At 69.9% G+C, this 15,616-nt stretch carries 14 protein-coding genes; 5 read left to right on the top strand and 9 right to left on the bottom strand.

What is annotated here, in order from left to right:
* Nucleotides 1-11 precede the first annotated feature (11 nt).
* From QE410_RS13535 to QE410_RS13525, 3 genes are read right to left on the bottom strand one after another with little or no spacing between them, the layout of a single operon-like run.
* Nucleotides 12-950: an aldo/keto reductase family oxidoreductase gene (locus QE410_RS13535; RefSeq protein WP_307333006.1), complete on the bottom strand. Its 939-nt coding sequence runs from the start codon at nt 948-950 to the stop codon at nt 12-14.
* 33 nt (nt 951-983) lie between these two features.
* Nucleotides 984-1,145 carry a hypothetical protein gene (locus QE410_RS13530; protein WP_307333004.1) on the bottom strand — a complete coding sequence of 54 codons (162 nt, stop codon included), beginning with the start codon at nt 1,143-1,145 and terminating at the stop codon, nt 984-986.
* Between the two features lie 5 nt (nt 1,146-1,150).
* On the bottom strand, nt 1,151-2,380 hold the full coding sequence (locus QE410_RS13525) for a cell division initiation protein (RefSeq protein ID WP_307333002.1): 1,230 nt from the start codon (nt 2,378-2,380) through the stop codon (nt 1,151-1,153).
* A 529-nt stretch (nt 2,381-2,909) separates the two neighbouring features.
* On the opposite strand from QE410_RS13525, the gene QE410_RS13520 reads away from it, so the two are divergent.
* Nucleotides 2,910-3,581 carry a DUF998 domain-containing protein gene (locus QE410_RS13520; RefSeq protein ID WP_307333000.1) on the top strand — a complete coding sequence of 224 codons (672 nt, stop codon included), beginning with the start codon at nt 2,910-2,912 and terminating at the stop codon, nt 3,579-3,581.
* Nucleotides 3,582-3,815: 234 nt separating this feature from the next.
* Here the strand turns inward: QE410_RS13520 and QE410_RS13515 are convergent, their stop codons facing one another.
* Nucleotides 3,816-6,287, bottom strand: a complete 2,472-nt coding sequence (locus QE410_RS13515; RefSeq protein WP_307332998.1) for a LuxR C-terminal-related transcriptional regulator — start codon at nt 6,285-6,287, stop codon at nt 3,816-3,818.
* Nucleotides 6,288-6,603: 316 nt separating this feature from the next.
* Here QE410_RS13515 and QE410_RS13510 point away from each other — a divergent pair, with 316 nt between their 5' ends.
* Nucleotides 6,604-8,247 (top strand): polysaccharide biosynthesis tyrosine autokinase, encoded by a 1,644-nt coding sequence (locus QE410_RS13510; RefSeq protein WP_307332996.1) that lies wholly within the window; start codon nt 6,604-6,606, stop codon nt 8,245-8,247.
* 58 nt (nt 8,248-8,305) lie between these two features.
* Here QE410_RS13510 and QE410_RS13505 read toward each other — a convergent pair whose 3' ends face one another.
* Nucleotides 8,306-9,676: a sugar transferase gene (locus tag QE410_RS13505; RefSeq protein ID WP_307332994.1), complete on the bottom strand. Its 1,371-nt coding sequence runs from the start codon at nt 9,674-9,676 to the stop codon at nt 8,306-8,308.
* A gap of 452 nt (nt 9,677-10,128) precedes the next feature.
* On the opposite strand from QE410_RS13505, the gene QE410_RS13500 reads away from it, so the two are divergent.
* Together QE410_RS13500 and QE410_RS13495 are read left to right on the top strand one after the other, a co-directional pair.
* Nucleotides 10,129-10,404: a helix-turn-helix domain-containing protein gene (locus QE410_RS13500; RefSeq protein ID WP_307332992.1), complete on the top strand. Its 276-nt coding sequence runs from the start codon at nt 10,129-10,131 to the stop codon at nt 10,402-10,404.
* A gap of 94 nt (nt 10,405-10,498) precedes the next feature.
* Nucleotides 10,499-10,849 (top strand): hypothetical protein, encoded by a 351-nt coding sequence (locus QE410_RS13495; RefSeq protein ID WP_307332990.1) that lies wholly within the window; start codon nt 10,499-10,501, stop codon nt 10,847-10,849.
* A gap of 63 nt (nt 10,850-10,912) precedes the next feature.
* On the opposite strand, the gene tatC is transcribed toward QE410_RS13495, so the two are convergent.
* Both tatC and tatA read right to left on the bottom strand, forming a co-directional pair.
* Nucleotides 10,913-11,644 carry a twin-arginine translocase subunit TatC gene (gene tatC / locus QE410_RS13490; RefSeq protein WP_307332988.1) on the bottom strand — a complete coding sequence of 244 codons (732 nt, stop codon included), beginning with the start codon at nt 11,642-11,644 and terminating at the stop codon, nt 10,913-10,915.
* Between the two features lie 62 nt (nt 11,645-11,706).
* The gene (gene tatA, locus QE410_RS13485; protein WP_307332986.1) at nt 11,707-11,937 is read right to left on the bottom strand and encodes a twin-arginine translocase TatA/TatE family subunit; all 231 of its coding nucleotides are present in this window, start codon (nt 11,935-11,937) and stop codon (nt 11,707-11,709) included.
* Nucleotides 11,938-12,152: 215 nt separating this feature from the next.
* Here tatA and QE410_RS13480 point away from each other — a divergent pair, with 215 nt between their 5' ends.
* The gene (locus QE410_RS13480; RefSeq protein ID WP_307332985.1) at nt 12,153-12,818 is read left to right on the top strand and encodes a hypothetical protein; all 666 of its coding nucleotides are present in this window, start codon (nt 12,153-12,155) and stop codon (nt 12,816-12,818) included.
* A 304-nt stretch (nt 12,819-13,122) separates the two neighbouring features.
* Here the strand turns inward: QE410_RS13480 and QE410_RS17150 are convergent, their stop codons facing one another.
* Together QE410_RS17150 and QE410_RS13470 are read right to left on the bottom strand one after the other, a co-directional pair.
* Entirely contained in the window at nt 13,123-13,500 is a 378-nt protein-coding gene (locus QE410_RS17150; protein ID WP_373459380.1) for a VanZ family protein, read from the bottom strand.
* Between the two features lie 101 nt (nt 13,501-13,601).
* Nucleotides 13,602-15,608: an AarF/ABC1/UbiB kinase family protein gene (locus QE410_RS13470; RefSeq protein WP_307332981.1), complete on the bottom strand. Its 2,007-nt coding sequence runs from the start codon at nt 15,606-15,608 to the stop codon at nt 13,602-13,604.
* Nucleotides 15,609-15,616 lie beyond the last annotated feature (8 nt).

Genomic DNA, 15,616 nt, shown 5'->3' with positions numbered 1-15,616 from the left:
TCCTGGCCCGGTCAGGGAACGATGTACCCGGCGGCCCGCACGAGCGCATACCACTCGGCGCGGGTCAGGCGAAGGTCGGATCCCGCGGCCGCGTCGGCGAGGCGACCCGCGGTGGTCGTGCCGAGAACGACCTGCATGTCGGCCGGATGCCGGGTGATCCAGGCCACGGCGATGGCGAGAGGCGTCACGTCGTACTTCTCGGCCAGTTCGTCGATGACGGCGTTCAGTTCGGCGTACTCGGGATGCCCGAGGAAGACACCGCCGTTGCCTCGCGTTCCCTGCAGCGGTGACCAGGCCTGCAGCGTGATGCCGTTGATGCGGCAGTATTCGACGAGTCCGCCGCCGTCGAGCACGGACGACTGGGGCGTGCTCTCCATGTTGGCGGCGAGTCCCTGGGTGACGAGGGGCGCGTGGGCGATCGATAATTGCACCTGGTTGGCCACCAGGGGCTGACGGACCGCGGTCCGCAGAAGATCGATCTGCCGCGGAGTGTGGTTCGAGACGCCGAAGGCACGCACCTTGCCCGTGCTCTCGAGGTGGTCGAACGCGCGGGCCACCTCGGCCGGCTCCACCAGCGCGTCCGGTCGGTGCAGGAGCAGAACGTCGACGTAGTCCGTCTGCAGCGCCCGGAGCGACGCCTCCACCGACGACACGAGATGCTCGTATGAGAAGTCGAAGTACGGCCCCTCCCGCACGATCCCCGCCTTGGTCTGCAGGCGGATCTCGCCGCGCTCGGCAGCGCTCAAGTCGAGCGCCTCCGCGAATCGCTTCTCGGCCGAGTGCAGCGAACGCGCGTAGATGTCGGCGTGATCGAAGAAGTCGATCCCCGCACCGCGGGCGGCGTCGTACAGCGCGCGGACTTCGGCGTCGGTCTTGTCGTCGATGCGCATCATGCCGGCGACGACGTTCGGCACGGTAAGGCCGGTGGGGCCGAGGGGGACGTTCCGCATGCCACCACGCTAGCTCGCCGGGAGCGGTGGTGCTCAGTCCCCCCGCTCGAACGCCGTATCCTCCGCGGAGTCGGAGGCCGTGCCCGCGCCCGGCTCGGCCGCGTGCTCCTCCCCGGCATCCGACGCTTCGGCGACACCTGCCTCGGTGACGCCGGCACGGCCGCCCCGCGGGACAGCGCGCAGCAGTTCGTTCATCTCGGTCAGGAAGCTGGCGAGCTGCTGCTGCTGCCAACGAAGATCGCGTGCGCGATCCCCGCGTCGCGCAGCACCCCCACGCTGTGCGTGCTGATCGTGTCGGCGATGCGCTGCGCCTTGTCGCGGGCGTCGTCGAGCACCTCGCGCGCTCTGACCTGGGCGTCGGCTTCGACTTGCTGTGCCTGCGCGCGCGCGAGGCGTTCGAAGTCGTCGGCGCGCGCGCCGATCCGCCGCGCGTGCTCGAGAGCTGCCGATACCTGCTCGGTCGCGTCCGCCGTGATGCGTTCCGCGTGTGCGACGGCCTGATTGTGCAGCACGAGGAACTCCTGCTGTGCTTCGTCCTGCCGCCGGGTGAGGGACTCCTCGAGCCCGAGGACGCGAGCGGTCATCTCCCGGACATCGCGCTCGGCCGCGGCCCGCAACTCACCCGTTTCACGGGACACCATCGACCGGAGGGCTGCCGCGCCGCGTTCCGACTCGGTGCGGACGGCGACGGCCTCGCGCTCGGCCTGCGCGAGGCGTTCGGCGGCGTGGGCCTGCTCGCGCTCGAGCCGCGCGGCGTGCGCCGTCGCCTCGGTCTCGACGCGCAGCCGCACCTGATCCGCGTCGTGTTGCGCCTCGGCGCGCAACCGCGTCTGCTCGGCGAGCGCATCGTCGCGGATGGATGCCGCTTCGTCGCGGGCGCCGTCGAGCAGCCGCTCGGCCTGAGCCACGGCGTTCTGAACGAGCACGGATGCTTGTTCTTCCGCGACGCGCAGTATCGCGTCGAACTGTTGGCGATCGTGGTGAGGGTCGCGGTCCTCGCCGTCCCGGCCCGTGACGAGTTCGTTCGAAAGTGCGGTGACCCGCGTCTCGGCTTCCGCGGCACGCGCCGCTGCTTCGCGCATCTGCTGCTGAAGAGCGGTGACCTGCTCCGTATGCCGACGTGCAGCGTCCTCGAGCTCCTGGTCGTGCTCCGCGCGCTGCTGAGCGAACATCGCCTCCGTACGGAGCTTCGCGGTCTGCGCGTCGGCCGCCGCTTGTCGAAGGCGCTCATGGAGTTCGCGGACGGCGCCGTCGACGGCGTCCCTGTCGTACCCGCGGAAACCCACGGGGAAGACGGGCACTTCCTGGTCGTGCGTGCCGGCGGAGTCGAGCAGGTCGTCCAGCGGGGACGCCGCGGTTTGCGCGGCGTCGGGATCGGACCGTGCGCCCCGCCGTCGGCCGTCGGATTCGGGGGCGGCTGGCTCGATCACGGTTCTCCTCGGGTCGTGCGTCGGTCACGAAGGCCCCCGGCTGCACGCGTCCCACGTGGATCGATGCGAAAGGAGGGCCGCGGGAGATGCACGGTCCCGGGCTCGGGTGCCGGAGCCGCGGGACCGTGCATCGGGGGAAGAGCGACCGCGTTCGGAGAGTCGGGATCTTGGGGGAGAACCGCTCGACGATCGCTCGGTTCGACACTCCCACGGCCGTCCGCGGTCGTGTGCGGATCGAGCCCATTTCTCACCCGTGGGTTCGCCCGTCGAAGAGACGCCGCGCGGCGGGGGCACGTGCGTCGAGGACGGTCACGAGGGTGCGGGCAGAGCAATCGCATCAAGCGCTGCGGCCCCCCGGCTCGCAGGCGACGCGGTCACTCTGCCCGCACCCCCCAGCATGGGCCCGGCATTCCGCGGGCCCGGACGGCTACGGGGGAAATCACCCCGGGGGACGCGCAGATCACCCCGCGGGTCGCAGAGGCATGACGGTCGAGACGATAAAGTTGCCGAGCCCGATCAGGAGGAGCCGATGACCGACACCCTCGAGCGGCCCGTCGACATCGAGCCCGGGCCTCCGGACCGCCGCTCGGCCCGGCTGGCTCTGCTGGGAGGCCTCGCCGCCTTCGTCAGTGCCGGTCTCATCTGGGTGTGCCGCGCGGGCGACCCGAGCGTTCACTACGTCAGTCAGCTGGGGGCGACGGGGATGCCGACCGCGCCGCTATTCAACCTGGCTCTGCTGCTCCTGGCGATCGCGGCCGTGCTGGTGGAACGGGCCGCCGTCGCCCGCGGCGACGACTATGTCGCCGGGTGGCCGGTCGCCACGTCGTTGCTCATGTGCGGCGCCTGCTTCGGGGTGGCATCCGTCATCACCTGCTCGCCCGGCTGTCCCGTTCCGTTCACGGCAGGGGCCCTCCCGCAGGATCTCGTTCACATCTCGTTCGCCGTCCTGGGTTTCGTTTTGGCGATCGTCGCGATGGGCCAGGTGGCCGCGCTGCGGCGTCGCCCATGGATGCGCGCGGCCAGTGTCCTCACCCTGGTCGCGGTGGGTGCCGCCTCGTTCACCGGCGCGATGATCGCCCTCTCCCGAGGCGACACGGTCCTCGGCGGCAACCTGGAGTTCACCGCCGCCACGCTCGCCATCGCCTGGTTCGGGCTCTTCGGTCTGCAGGTCTCCGCCGATCACCGCAGGACCCGGCGATGACACGCCGCGACCCGATGAACCGACCAGGCGCACACCGCGCGACGGCCGTCCTCCGCCTCGTTCGCCAGGTGGCGTCGTGGGTGGTTCCCGTGGCGGCTTTCGTCGTCATCCTGACGGTGCTGCGCGGGGCAGGGGTGCCGCTCTCGGTGCCGGGAGTGGTCGTCGTCCTGATCCTCCTGGGGGTCGCCCGGGTGGCGATCGGGCGCGCCCGGCGTCGCCGTCGGGCGCGCGCCGTCACAGCTCCGACTCGGTCTCGATGAGTCCCCACGCGTGCGCAGCTCGGATCGCGCTGGAACGGTCGGAGACCTCGAGCTTGCGATAGAGACTCTGCAACTGCGTCTTGACCGTATTGGGAGAGACCACGAGAGCTTTCGCGATGTCGGCGATGGTCGAGGTCGGCGTGAGGTGGGCGAGGACCACCTGTTCGCGCTTCGTCAGGTGCGGCACGCTCACCGATGAGGCGAAGAACGAGCATCGTCGGGTGATCTGGTCTCGCGAGGCGGGCGAGAGCATCTGCAGGACGAGGGCACGGTCCTCCGGCGCGACGGCGCTCCACGGACTCCACAGATCGTGGCGGGCGCTGAGCGCCTCGGCCCGTTGCACCGCGGTGCGGTGCGCGGCGACACCGTTCAGGCGCAGGTCCGCGACGATGCTGACCACCAGGCTCTCCAAGGCTGCTCTCGGCGACGGCTCGTGGTGCAGCCCCCACTTGACGCTCATCACGAACGCTTCGTGCGTGCGTCCGGCGTACAGGTGCGACAGCGCGATGGCGGGCGCCGTCGTCGATGCGAGGGCGAAGGGGCCCTCGAACAGCGAGAGCGCCTTCCGCGCCTGGCGCAGAGCGATCAGCACCTTCGCGCGCGCGGTGAGGATCTGCGTCGACTGGTAGTGGGAGGGCGGTGTGCTGCGCGCTCGCACCATCCACGTCCGAAGCAGTCCGAGGGCGTCGGAGGCTCCGCCCGACAACAGCAACGACAGGGCGTGCACGGCGGCGGCGAAGGGCCACAACTCCCGCGCACCGGCCGTCGCGGGGAGCTCGTCGAGCCGCGCCCGTGCTCCCGCAGCGTCGTCCGCCTCGAGCCGCAGCCACGCCTCAGCGAGGAGAATGCCCTCTCCCCAGGGGGAGCTGCGCCAGTTGTCGTCCTTATCGGGGGCGACGACCTGCTGCGCGCTGCGCACATCGCCCTCGAGCAGATCGACGACGGCGATGGCTCCCCGTGCGCGCATGCGGCGGGCGGGAGGAGCGATGCGTTCGGACTGGCTCAACATCACGCGCGCGTCGCGCAGCTTCCCCATCGCGAAGGAGGTCATCCCCACCTGGTACCAGGCCTCGCACGCCACCTCGTCGCTGAGGTCGCCGGAGCGGCGGGCAGCGTCGTTCAACAGGGCCGCGGCCTCGGTCGCCAAAGCGAAGCGGCCCGCGGCGCGAAGCAGGCTCACGCGCAGGATCAGGGCATCGAGATTGCCCGACGCGGCGCTCTTGGCATCCGGGAGCTGGCCGAGGGCGGTCACGACGAGGCCGGGGGTGTCCGGCGACACCGCCGTCTCGGGGTCGAGGGCGAGGAGCGCGTCCACCACGGCCGGCGTCATGGGCGCGCGGGTGCGCAACAGGAAGACCAGTCGCCGGAAGCACTCCGGATCACGCGCCCAGATCTCCGGGCCCGACGAACGAAGCACTCCGGCGAGCGTGGCCCACTGCTCGGCGTCCGCGGAAAGCTGCGCCGCAAGCAGTGGCTCGCCCCCGGCGACGAGGTGAGCGAGCAGATGCAGCCGCGCGCGGCCGACGTCCTCGGGGCGGCGTTGCGTGATCTCGCGCAGCCATTGCTCACGGATTGGCTCCGCCAGTGTCAGTCGCGTCGAACTCGGCCACATGAATCCGGCGTCTTGCAGGTGGGCCACGAGCTCGCCCGTCGACCCTTCGCGCGGATCCACCCCCATGGCATCCGCGATCGCCACCGTCACGTGCGGGGCCACGGCGAGCAGGCGGACGTCGTCGGAGACGGGCATTTTCAGGCGCTGCTCGAGGTCGGCGGTGAGGGCCGCATTGGCGTACGCGGCCGCGGCCATGGCCTCGTCGCGCGTGCGCAGCGGCATGCCCTCCAGTCGCAGACGCGCCGCGGCGAGCTGCACGAGCGCGGGCCAGCCGTGCGTGCGCTCGGCGAGCGCGTCGATGCCCACCTCGGTCGTCGCGACGCCGTTCAGCTCCAGGACGCAGGCGAGCTCCTCACGGGTCATGAGGAGGTTCTCGGCGGGGATCACCTGCACATCGAACTCGATCGCGACCAGCGGACTCTCCAGTCCCGTTGCCTGCCGGGTGGCCACGACGATCCGCAGGTTCGTGTCGGAGCGGAGCAGACGCAGCAGATGCTCCGTCGACAGTCCCGCCCCTTCCGTGTGATTGTCGATGAGCAGGATTCGCATGCTCGGGCCCTCGGCGAAGGCGTCGAGGATGCGCGGCACGTCCTCCGGTGCCGTGACACTGCCGTCGATGAACTGGACCCCGTACTGGGTGTCGTCATCGAGGGATGCCGCGAACTGGCGCAGCAGAGACGTCTTGCCCACTCCGGCCGGTCCGCGCAACAGCACGACATCACTCGAGAGCGCATCGCGTAGCAGAGCGAGCGACGCAGGGCGAGGCGCCCAGAATCGGCTGATCCGTCGGGTCGCCCGGACGCCGGTGGGAATGGTGTCCGCATCGATGAGCATCTGTACCTCCAGGTGATGGGGGCGGCCCCATCCGCCGGAGGGCGAAGGGGTTCGTCGTCGCAGCGAGGCGTCGACCGCGTAGAGATGATCCTGAGGGTGAGGACGAGCTCAACCGGGCGAAAACCGCATCTTTCATCCCCTTCGTCATCCCTCTCTCACCCCTTCGGCGTCACCCCTCCCTCCGCTCGTCCGCCTCTGGGAGCCTTCGCCCGCGGATGAGAGGCCTCGGCGGCGTCGGACGGCGCTCGCAGCTGTGCCTATAGTTCGGGCGACCCGCCGGTGCCGCCGTCGGGTCGGGAAGGCAGAAGAAGTGGACATGCAGCGGGTGGTGCGCATTCTGCGCGCGTATTGGAAGGCGATCGTCGCGCTGATCGCCGTGGGGGCGCTGGCGGGCCTCGGCTGGAGCTCGCTGCAGCCGCGGGTCTACACGGCGGACGCGAGTGGTTACGTGGCCGCGGTCGCGTCCGACGGTTCGACCGGTGCCGCGCTCGCGGGAGACCAGCTCGCCCTCTCGAAGGTGAAATCGTTCATCGACATGGGGTACTGGCGAAGCGTGGCCGAGACGGCGCGTCAGGATCTCGGACTCCCCGACAGCCCCGAGTCCCTCGTGCAGCGGATCCGGGTCTCCAATCCGGTCGACACCGTCAATGTGCGCGTGGATGCCACCGGTCCCACGCCGGAGTCCGCGCGCGACCTCGCGGAGGCGTGGATACGCGGCATGACGGCGGAGGTCGATCAGCTCGAGACGGGGGGCAGCGGACAGAGCGCGGTACGACTGGTCGCGGGTGACTCGGCGCGCCTGCCCACCTCGCCGTCGTCGCCCAACATCCGGCTCGACATCACGGTGGGGGCGCTCGCGGGCGGGGTGGCGGGCATCATCTTCGCGCTCGTGCGTCGGACCTTCGATCGACGCGTGCGATCGGCTCGCGACATCACGGACGCCGTCGACGCCTCTGTCGTCGGCATCCTCCCCGTCGACAAGGAACTGGCGGGCGGGCGCGCGGTGTTCTCGTTCGACGACATCAAGGATGGTCGCGGCTCGTTCGCCCACAAGGAGGCGATGCGAGAACTGCGCACCAACCTGCAGTACGTCGACGTGGACCGCCCGGCTCGGGTCATGGTCGTCACCAGTCCGCTCCCGGGCGACGGCAAGTCGACCACCGCCGCGAACCTCGCCGTGAGCATCGCCGCGACCGGCCAGTCCGTCGTCCTCATCGACGCCGACCTGCGGCGTCCGGTGCTCGGCGGAATGTTCGGTTTCTCCGACGACGTCGGCCTGTCGGACGTGCTGGCCGGACGCGCGCAGATCGAGCAGGTAGCGCACCAAGTAGACCAGAACGGTCGTCTCTTCGTGGTCGCGGCAGGCCGCACGCCGCCGAACCCGAGCGAGATGGTGGGGTCGCAGCGCATGCAGTCGCTCGCCCGGAAGCTCGCGGGCGACATGGTCGTCATCGTCGACTCCCCTCCGACGCTCGCGGTCGCCGACGCGGCCGTCATCGCGAGCTGGGCGGACGGTGCCGTCCTCGTGGTCACCGCTGGGCGCACCACCGACGACATGTTGACGCGCGCGACCGAGAACATCGCCAAGACGCGTGGCCATCTCCTCGGTATCGTGCTGAATCGGATGCCGCTGCGCGGCGTCGACTCCAGCTATTACGGCTCGCAGTACGGGGGCTACTACGGTTACGGCGCTCCGCGATCGTCCGGAAAGCCGTGGTGGCGGTTCCGGCTGCGGCGGCAGGAACAGACCCCGGCGGGGACGGCCGAGCAGCGCGAGGCTGGTCCGCGCAGGCAGCCCGCCGGCCCGCCGCCTGAGAATGTCAGCGGGTTGCGGACGCTTTCGCAGCGGAGGACGCCCGCCGCACCCGGGGGTGACGCCACAGATGAAATTCCGGTCCAGGTCCCGAGCGTGGAACCTCCCGCGGAGGCCGTGACGAGGCGTCGCACGCGTCGCGGGTGACCGCCGAGACGGAACGATGAAGGGGCCGGCTCATTCGAGCCGGCCCCTTCATCATGCGTCAGTGTGCGGTGCCGCCGGGAGCAAGTACGGCCTTGAAGGTGCGGATCAGGATGACGATGTCGCCGACGAGCGACCAGTTCTCGACGTAGAAGAGGTCGAGACGGATGGCGTCGTCCCACGCCAGTGCCGAGCGGCCGCTGACCTGCCACAACCCGCTCATGCCCGGACGCACGATGAGACGCCGGTGGGCGTCGTCGTCGTAGAACTCCACCTCCGCATCGCGCTGGGGGCGGGGTCCGACGAGGCTCATCTGGCCGCCTAGGACGTTGAACAGCTGCGGGAGCTCGTCGAGCGAGAACTTGCGCAGCCACCGCCCGAGGGGTGTGATCCGAGGGTCGTTGTCGACCTTGAACAGGGGCGTGCCGTCGCGTCCCTGCGCGCTCAGCAATTCTTGGAGTCGGGAATCGGCTCCGTCCACCATGGAGCGGAACTTCAGCATGCCGAACGGTGCGCCGCCCTGCCCGACCCGCTCCTGGCGGTAGAGGATCGGACCCGGACCCGAGGCGCGCACGAGGAGCGCGAGCGCGGCGAACACCGGCGACAGGATGAGCACGAGGATGCCGGCGCCCACGATGTCGAAAGCACGCTTCAGGAAGCGTTGCGTCACCGAGTACTGCGGGGTCTCGATATGCACGAGGGGGAGCCCCGCCACGGGGCGCGTGTGCAGCCGAGGACCTGCCACATCGGTGAGGTTGACGGCCACGATGAGGTGCTGACGGCCCGGATCGAGGCTCCAGCCGATCCGGCGGATGTCGTGCGCGTCGAGCACGGCACCGCCGGAGACCAGAACGCTGTCGGCCTGCAGGTCCTCGAGGCGGGCGCGCAGGTGTCGCGCGTTCTCCTCCGACCAGGTTGAGGCGAAGCCCGCCCTGTCGAGCGTGTGGACACCGACCACGTGAAGGCCGGCGGTCGGCTGGCGGGAGAGTTCGGCGGCCACCCGTGCGTTCTCTTCCGCGCTACCTACGAGCACGACGCGCGCGCTCATGGCACCGCGTCGCCGTTCTCGCGCGAGCCAACTCCGGCAGAGCAGCCTCCCCACCATCAACGCGACACAGCCGAGGGGCAGCCCGAGCAGGAAGTAGCCGCGCGACAGATCGGCACCGGTCAGGTACGCGACGATCGCCACGAGTCCGAACAACTGCACGGAGGCGCCCAGGACCAACCGGTACTCGGCGATGCCGTAGCCGAGCACACGCGCGTGTCGTGTGCCCCACAGCGACAGGGCCGTCATCCAGGCGAGGGTCAGTCCGGCCGACACGGTCGTGTAGGTGAATGGCGACGATGCGACGGCGACGGGGTGCGGGCCCAGCCAGAGCACCTGCGTGCCGAAGGTGACGGTCACCACCACGACGATGTCGGCGAGGATCACCCAGCGCGCGTAATGACGCTGCCACGAGGATGACCCCGGCCCCCCGCTTCGGGTGATATCGAAAGAGTGCTCGGATGACTCGATGAGTGAGACGGCTGTTTGCATAGGTGCTCCGTGGTCCACGCCCGGGGGTTGTTCACGAGACCGGCGCCCGGGAGTGGACGCAACGGTGGGCGCGGGGACTCTCTCACCGCTCCGCTCGTGCGTGACGTCTCGCTCGGGCGGACGAGTCGGGTGAAGCCCCGGCGACCGGCGCGCGCGGCGTTCTTCCGGGCGTGAACGACTCCTTCGGCTGGCCGCGGCGGAGTGGACCGGGGGAACAATCGCCCGTCCCGTCGCCCCGCCGGAAGACCGTGTCACCCGGACCGCGCGAGTCCGCCCGCATGGGGGCGTCATCCGTGGGGAATGTTTACATGTTCATGTGAGCGTGGGTGGCCCTGCAAGCTGGACGCATGAGCGACCTGCCCGACCCCTGGACCGACTTCGCCCGAGAGCTCGGCGCTCGCATGCTCCGCGCTCGGGCCGACAAGCGGATGTCGCAGGAACAGGTGGCTCACGCCGCGGGACTCGCGACCTTCACCTACCGGAAGCTGGAGAAGGGCGAGTCGAATCCGGGGACGGCGGCGAATCCGAGGCTGCGCACACTCGTGGCGCTCGCCGACGTGCTGGGTGTGGCGCTGAGCGACCTCATCCCGACGCCGCCGCGGGGGCTTCCGCCGGGGCGCTGACCGCGATGTCGGAGGTTCGCGGTTCACTTCGTTCGTGCCCACCGATGTTCGGGACGTCATTGCGATCGACGTCCCCGCGAGAAAGGTGTCAGGCATGAACCAGCGTCTCTCAACCCGACGGGTCGACCGGCGACCGTGCATTCACGAGTGGTGCGTCACAGAGCACGGCGCGACGGTGCATCCCGATGATGAAGACCACCGGAGCGTCGGAGTTGCCCTCACGGTGCGTGCGCGCCGCGGCGAAGATCGTGGTGGCGGAGAAGAGACCACCCTCGAGATCGGCGCCCTCCGCCGCTCCGATGACCCCGAGACGTGGATCGTCATCGAGACCGGTATCGGCGTGTCGCTGGCGCTGACGCGAGACGGCGCGCGTGACCTGCAGCATCGGCTGGCCGAAGCGATCACGCCCGGCGGTCCGCTCAGCCGCGACGGCATCGACGGCTGAGGCGGACCGCCGGGCGGTGCGGGTGACCGCGACCGCGTCGACGGCTGAGGCGGCAGTCGCCTCTCAGTGCGACGATGACGCGCGGCGCGCGGCGCGGCGGTCGTGGAGCCATGTCCAGGCCGCAGCGATGACGTACAGCACGCAGAGGGGGAAGGCGATGATCAGCATGCTCATCAGGTCGGCCGGGGGCGTCACGGCAGCCGAGAAGATGACGATGACGACGAGCGCGACGCGCCACCCGCGGAGAACGCTTCGTGCGCTCAGCACGCCGACGGCATTGAGGGCGATGATCGCCAGCGGAGAGACAAAGGCCACGCCGACGCCGACGACGAGCTTCAGCAGGAAGTCGAAATACTGACTGGCGGTGAGCATGGTGGTCGAGCCCGACGGGGCGAATCCCGCGAGCAGCTCGACGATCTGCGGCACCACGAGCCATCCGAAGCAGGTGCCGGCGAAGAAGAGAGGGACGGCCAGGCCGACGAAAGTGATTCCCGCGCGCCGCTCGCGCGAGGTGAGGCCGGGCACGAGGAATGCCCAGGTCTGGAACAGCCATACCGGCGACGCGAGCACGACGCCGAGTGTCATGGCGATCTTGAATCGCAGGTCGAAGGCCTCGCCGATGCGGGTGAAGTTGAGTCCTGTCATCGAGGGGCCGTGCACGTGCGCGAGCGGATCTGCGGCGGCGGCTATGACGACGTCCGACAGGGCGAACCCCGCGACTCCGGTGACGAGCACTGCGATCGCGGAGATCGCGGCGCGCCGGCGCAACTCAGACAGATGGGACAGGAGGGGCATTGCCCCACCTGTCCCATCTGAGCCGTGTCGCCTGCGGCCGGCACGAACTTTCGACGGCCGACTCACGTCGCGGTCGGAGGGCTGGGTCGGCCGCGCGTGGCATCCCCGTGATCCGTCTCGGCGGTCTCGCCTCCGACGGGGGTGGAGTCCTTGCTCTCCGAGCGGAGGATCCGCACCGATTCGCCCACGCTCTTGGCCAACCCCGGGAGCTTGGCCGCTCCGAACAGCAGCAGGATGACGGCGAGGATGAGGAGGAGGTGCCATCCGGAGAAAGCGTTGCCGAAGATGCCCATGTCGGCCTTTCGTTGGGGGTGAGACCTCATGTTCGGGTGGGGTCGGCCTCGCAATCGCTCCTTTGCCCACAACCTCGCCCGTCGAAAGCCGCGATATCACCCGGTCGAAAGCGTGCGTGCGGAGACCGCCGTCGGCGGATCGCTGTTGCTGCAGCCGTTTGACTGGGCTCGGAGGCGGCCGTCGCGACGACGGGATCGCCCCGTGGGAGGAAACCGTGGTCGGGAATCGCATCGTCGTCGTCTGTACGGCCAACATGATCCGCTCGCCTTTCATCGCGGGGCTCATCCGGTCCCGTGTGCAGACGTTCACCGGCTGCGGTCTCGAGGTCGAGAGCGCGGGAACCGCTGCCAGACCGGGGATCGGAGCCGCGCCCGAGACCATCGACCTCGGCAAGACCTACGGGCTCGATCTCTCCGGGCACCGAACGCGACGGCTCGATGAGGGTGTCCTCGCCACGGGAGACACGGTGTTGTGCGCGGAGCGCGCCCACCGACGAGTCGTCCTCGATCTGCGTCCCGATCTCCTCTCGAGGGTCTTCACCGTGCGTGAGTTCGCCCGCCTCCTCGCGCACGGCCCGGTACGCGATGCCGCAGGCGATTGGGAGGGTCTCGTGCGGGCGGCAGGGCGAGCGCGCCTGAGTGGGCGGGTGATGCCGGAGGAAGACGACGACGTCGTGGATCCCGTCGGGCGAGCGCAGGAAGTGTGGACCGCCTTCGAACGCGAGGCGACCCAGGCGGTATCCGCGATCCTTGCGGCCGTCGGCGCGCTCCCCCCGGAGGGATCCGCGGCGTCTTCCTCGCCGCTGCCCCCCGCGACGCGGCGCGAGTACCGGACGCGTCTTGCTGCGCTGTCGAGCCGACGTGCGGCACGGAGGGGCTGAGGTGTTCGGCATAGACGTCGACAAGCTTCTTCTCGTCGGAATACTGGTGGGGCTGATCGTCGGACCGGCCCGTCTGAGAGAGTGGCGACAGAAGCTGCCGCAGATGATCGGCCGGGTGCACGCCCTCTACCAGCAGGGCAAGGCGGGCGTCACGCGCGACCTCGACGACCTGGCCCCGGATTGGCGGGAGTACGACCCGCGGCAGTTGCATCCTCGACGCATCCTGCGCGATCTCGGCGACGAAATGCGGCGGGAGGCCGCGGGCGTCGTGGAGGGAACCAACGGTGTCGACCAGAGGGGCGAACTAACGGGTGAGTCGGCGCCGCATGCCCTCCACGAAGAGGGCAGCGGTCAGAGTGCCGGCGGCATTGGCGACGACATCGAAGATGCTGCTGACGCGCCCCGGCAGGAACAGCCCTTGCGCGATCTCGATCACCGTCGGAACGGCCCACGCGACGACGAGGACCGCCCATGCGTGAGAACGGAGAAGCGGAGCGAGCAGGATGCCGAACGGCAGGAAGAGCAGCACGTTGAATCCGAAATCCACCTCGCGCCCGTTGGCGGACGGGAACAACCGGAAAGCGACGCGGAAGAGCAGGTCTGCGTGTCCATCGAGATGTTCGGGCGACAGGACGACGACCGCGAGCCCGGCGAGGTAGAGCGCCGCGCCGATGGCTGACATCGCCACGGCGGCCCGGAGTCGCTGCGGTCGGGACGGCTGGGGGGTGGAGGGCACGTCTCACCCTAGGCAGCATCCCCGATGAGGCGAGTCCGCGCGCGCGGTCAGGACCGGCGGGTGAACCCGCGGCGCACGATCCGCAGCAGCCCCAGAAAGCCGAAAAGGCCGACCACCGCCCCCAGCACGGCGAACAGTGTGATCGAGCCGCCGAGCACGGGTCCGCCACCGGCGATGACGAGGACGACGGCGATGACCACCGCGGCGATCGATACGAGCGTCGAGGCGATCTCGCCGGTGGTGCGGGCCAGGATGCCGCTGATGTCGGATCCGTCCTGTCCGCGCAGCGTGATGCCGATGGACCCCTTCTCGGCGCCGGTGAGGAGGGCGTCGAGCCGTCGGGGGATCTGCTCCAACCGGGCGAGGGCGATGACGGACTGCGCCTGCAGGTCGGTCGCCATTCGCGAGAGCGACAGGGTGCGCCTCAGGAGCATGGGCATGAGGGGGAGGGCGCGACCGGCCATGTCGAAGTCGTCGACGAGCACCCGCAGGCACCCTTCCAGCGTGGCGAAGCTGCGGAAGGCCGAGGCCAGCTCTCCGGGCAGAGCGATGCGGTGCTGCCGGATGACGTCGACCATACGCGTGAAGATCGATCCGTGGCCGGTCGTCCGGAGATGTTCGCTGGTCAGAACGACGCCCACGTCGTGGCGGAAGGCGTTGAGGTCGAGGTCATCGGGGGCGTCGACGATCAGGAGCAGGGCGTCGGCGGCGGCGACATCGTTCTCGCTGAGCGCCGCCAGCAGCAGCGCCGTCAGTTGCTGGCGGCGGCTGCGCTCGATGATCCCCACCGCTCCGAAGTCGATGAGCCCCAGCGTCCCGTCCTGGCGGAGGAGCACGTTGCCGGGGTGCAGGTCGGCGTGGAAGACGCCGTACACCAGGATCTGCTCGATCACCGTCGCCATGAGCACCTGAGCGAGACGGTCGCGTTGCGCGGCATCGAGAGACGACAGTCGTTCGGCGGAATCGCTGAGGGCGGTGCCGTCGACGAGCTCCATCGTCAGGACGCGTTGATGCGAGGCGTTCGGGAATACGCGCGGCGTGCTGACCACGCCGCGCCGGGCGGGTTCGGCGCGATCGATCTCGTCGAGTGTCGCTCCGATCATCGCCGTGTTCCGGGCTTCGATGCGGTAATCGAGCTCCTCGAGCAGGGTGGCCGTGAAGCCGCGCGCGACGGCCTCGAGACGCAGATCGCGCCCGACGCGAGTGCGCGCCTCGGCGCGATGAGCCAGCCGATCGATGATGTCGGCATCGGCTTCTACCTGGGCGCGCGCGGCGGGGCGTTGCACCTTGACCACCACGCGCGTACCGTCGAGCAGGCGCGCGCGATGGACCTGCGCCACGGAGGCGGCCGCGAGCGGAGTGGGGTCGACCTCGGCGAACACCTCGCCGATCGGCGAGCCCAGGTCGTCTTCGATAACCTGTTGCACGGTCGACCAGGGCAGCGTCGTGGCGTTCGTCTGCAGCGACGCCAACGCGCTGAGGTACGGCTCGGGAACGAGGTCACGACGTGTCGACAGCACTTGGCCGAGCTTGACGAAGCTGACGCCGGCGTCGTTGATCGTCGCGACGATCGCGTTCGCACGCTCCTCGGACGTGCTCAACTGGTCTTCGACCCGAGAGCGGCCGCCGTGGAAGAGCCAGCCGACGCCGTGACGTGAGGCGATGGCGAGGATCTCGAGGTATCGACGGGTGCGCTTGCGCTGGCGCAGCGCCGCTCGGACGACATCGATCGGGTTGGGTAGGGGGCGCGTCGGGAAGATGGCTTCGCTCGCCACGAGCGCCGCGACGCCGAGCGCGAAGACCCAGGCGAGCGAGAGGGCGACGAGGCCGATCCACAGCCAGGCGTCCTCGGCGGGGATCGCTCCGCCCGTCTGCACCAGTCCGGTCTGCCGCAGCGTCCAGGCCGCGGACGGTACGCCGAGCACGAAGACGAGCAGACCCACCACGATGCTGCGGGGCCACCCGACTGCCGTGCCGAGGATGCGGCGCGCGACGAAACCGACGAGCACCGCCGAGACGACGGCGGAGACCGAGATGAGGATGCTGGCGACCACGGGGTCAG

This window comes from Microbacterium sp. SORGH_AS_1204 (assembly GCF_030818935.1).
GTDB lineage: Bacteria > Actinomycetota > Actinomycetes > Actinomycetales > Microbacteriaceae > Microbacterium.
Note: the sequence above shows the minus strand (reverse complement) of the source record. Positions and strands in the feature narration are given on the sequence as shown.

Excerpts from the sequence above, each read along its gene's own strand:
- QE410_RS13535 (WP_307333006.1), bottom strand. The coding sequence starts at position 950 with ATGCGGAACGTCCCCCTCGGCCCCACCGGCCTTACCGTGCCGAACGTC.
- QE410_RS13530 (WP_307333004.1), bottom strand. The coding sequence starts at position 1,145 with ATGAACGAACTGCTGCGCGCTGTCCCGCGGGGCGGCCGTGCCGGCGTC.
- QE410_RS13520 (WP_307333000.1), top strand. The coding sequence starts at position 2,910 with ATGACCGACACCCTCGAGCGGCCCGTCGACATCGAGCCCGGGCCTCCG.
- QE410_RS13515 (WP_307332998.1), bottom strand. The coding sequence starts at position 6,287 with ATGCTCATCGATGCGGACACCATTCCCACCGGCGTCCGGGCGACCCGA.
- QE410_RS13510 (WP_307332996.1), top strand. The coding sequence starts at position 6,604 with ATGCAGCGGGTGGTGCGCATTCTGCGCGCGTATTGGAAGGCGATCGTC.
- QE410_RS13500 (WP_307332992.1), top strand. The coding sequence starts at position 10,129 with ATGAGCGACCTGCCCGACCCCTGGACCGACTTCGCCCGAGAGCTCGGC.
- QE410_RS13495 (WP_307332990.1), top strand. The coding sequence starts at position 10,499 with ATGAACCAGCGTCTCTCAACCCGACGGGTCGACCGGCGACCGTGCATT.
- tatC (WP_307332988.1), bottom strand. The coding sequence starts at position 11,644 with ATGCCCCTCCTGTCCCATCTGTCTGAGTTGCGCCGGCGCGCCGCGATC.
- tatA (WP_307332986.1), bottom strand. The coding sequence starts at position 11,937 with ATGGGCATCTTCGGCAACGCTTTCTCCGGATGGCACCTCCTCCTCATC.
- QE410_RS17150 (WP_373459380.1), bottom strand. The coding sequence starts at position 13,500 with ATGTCAGCCATCGGCGCGGCGCTCTACCTCGCCGGGCTCGCGGTCGTC.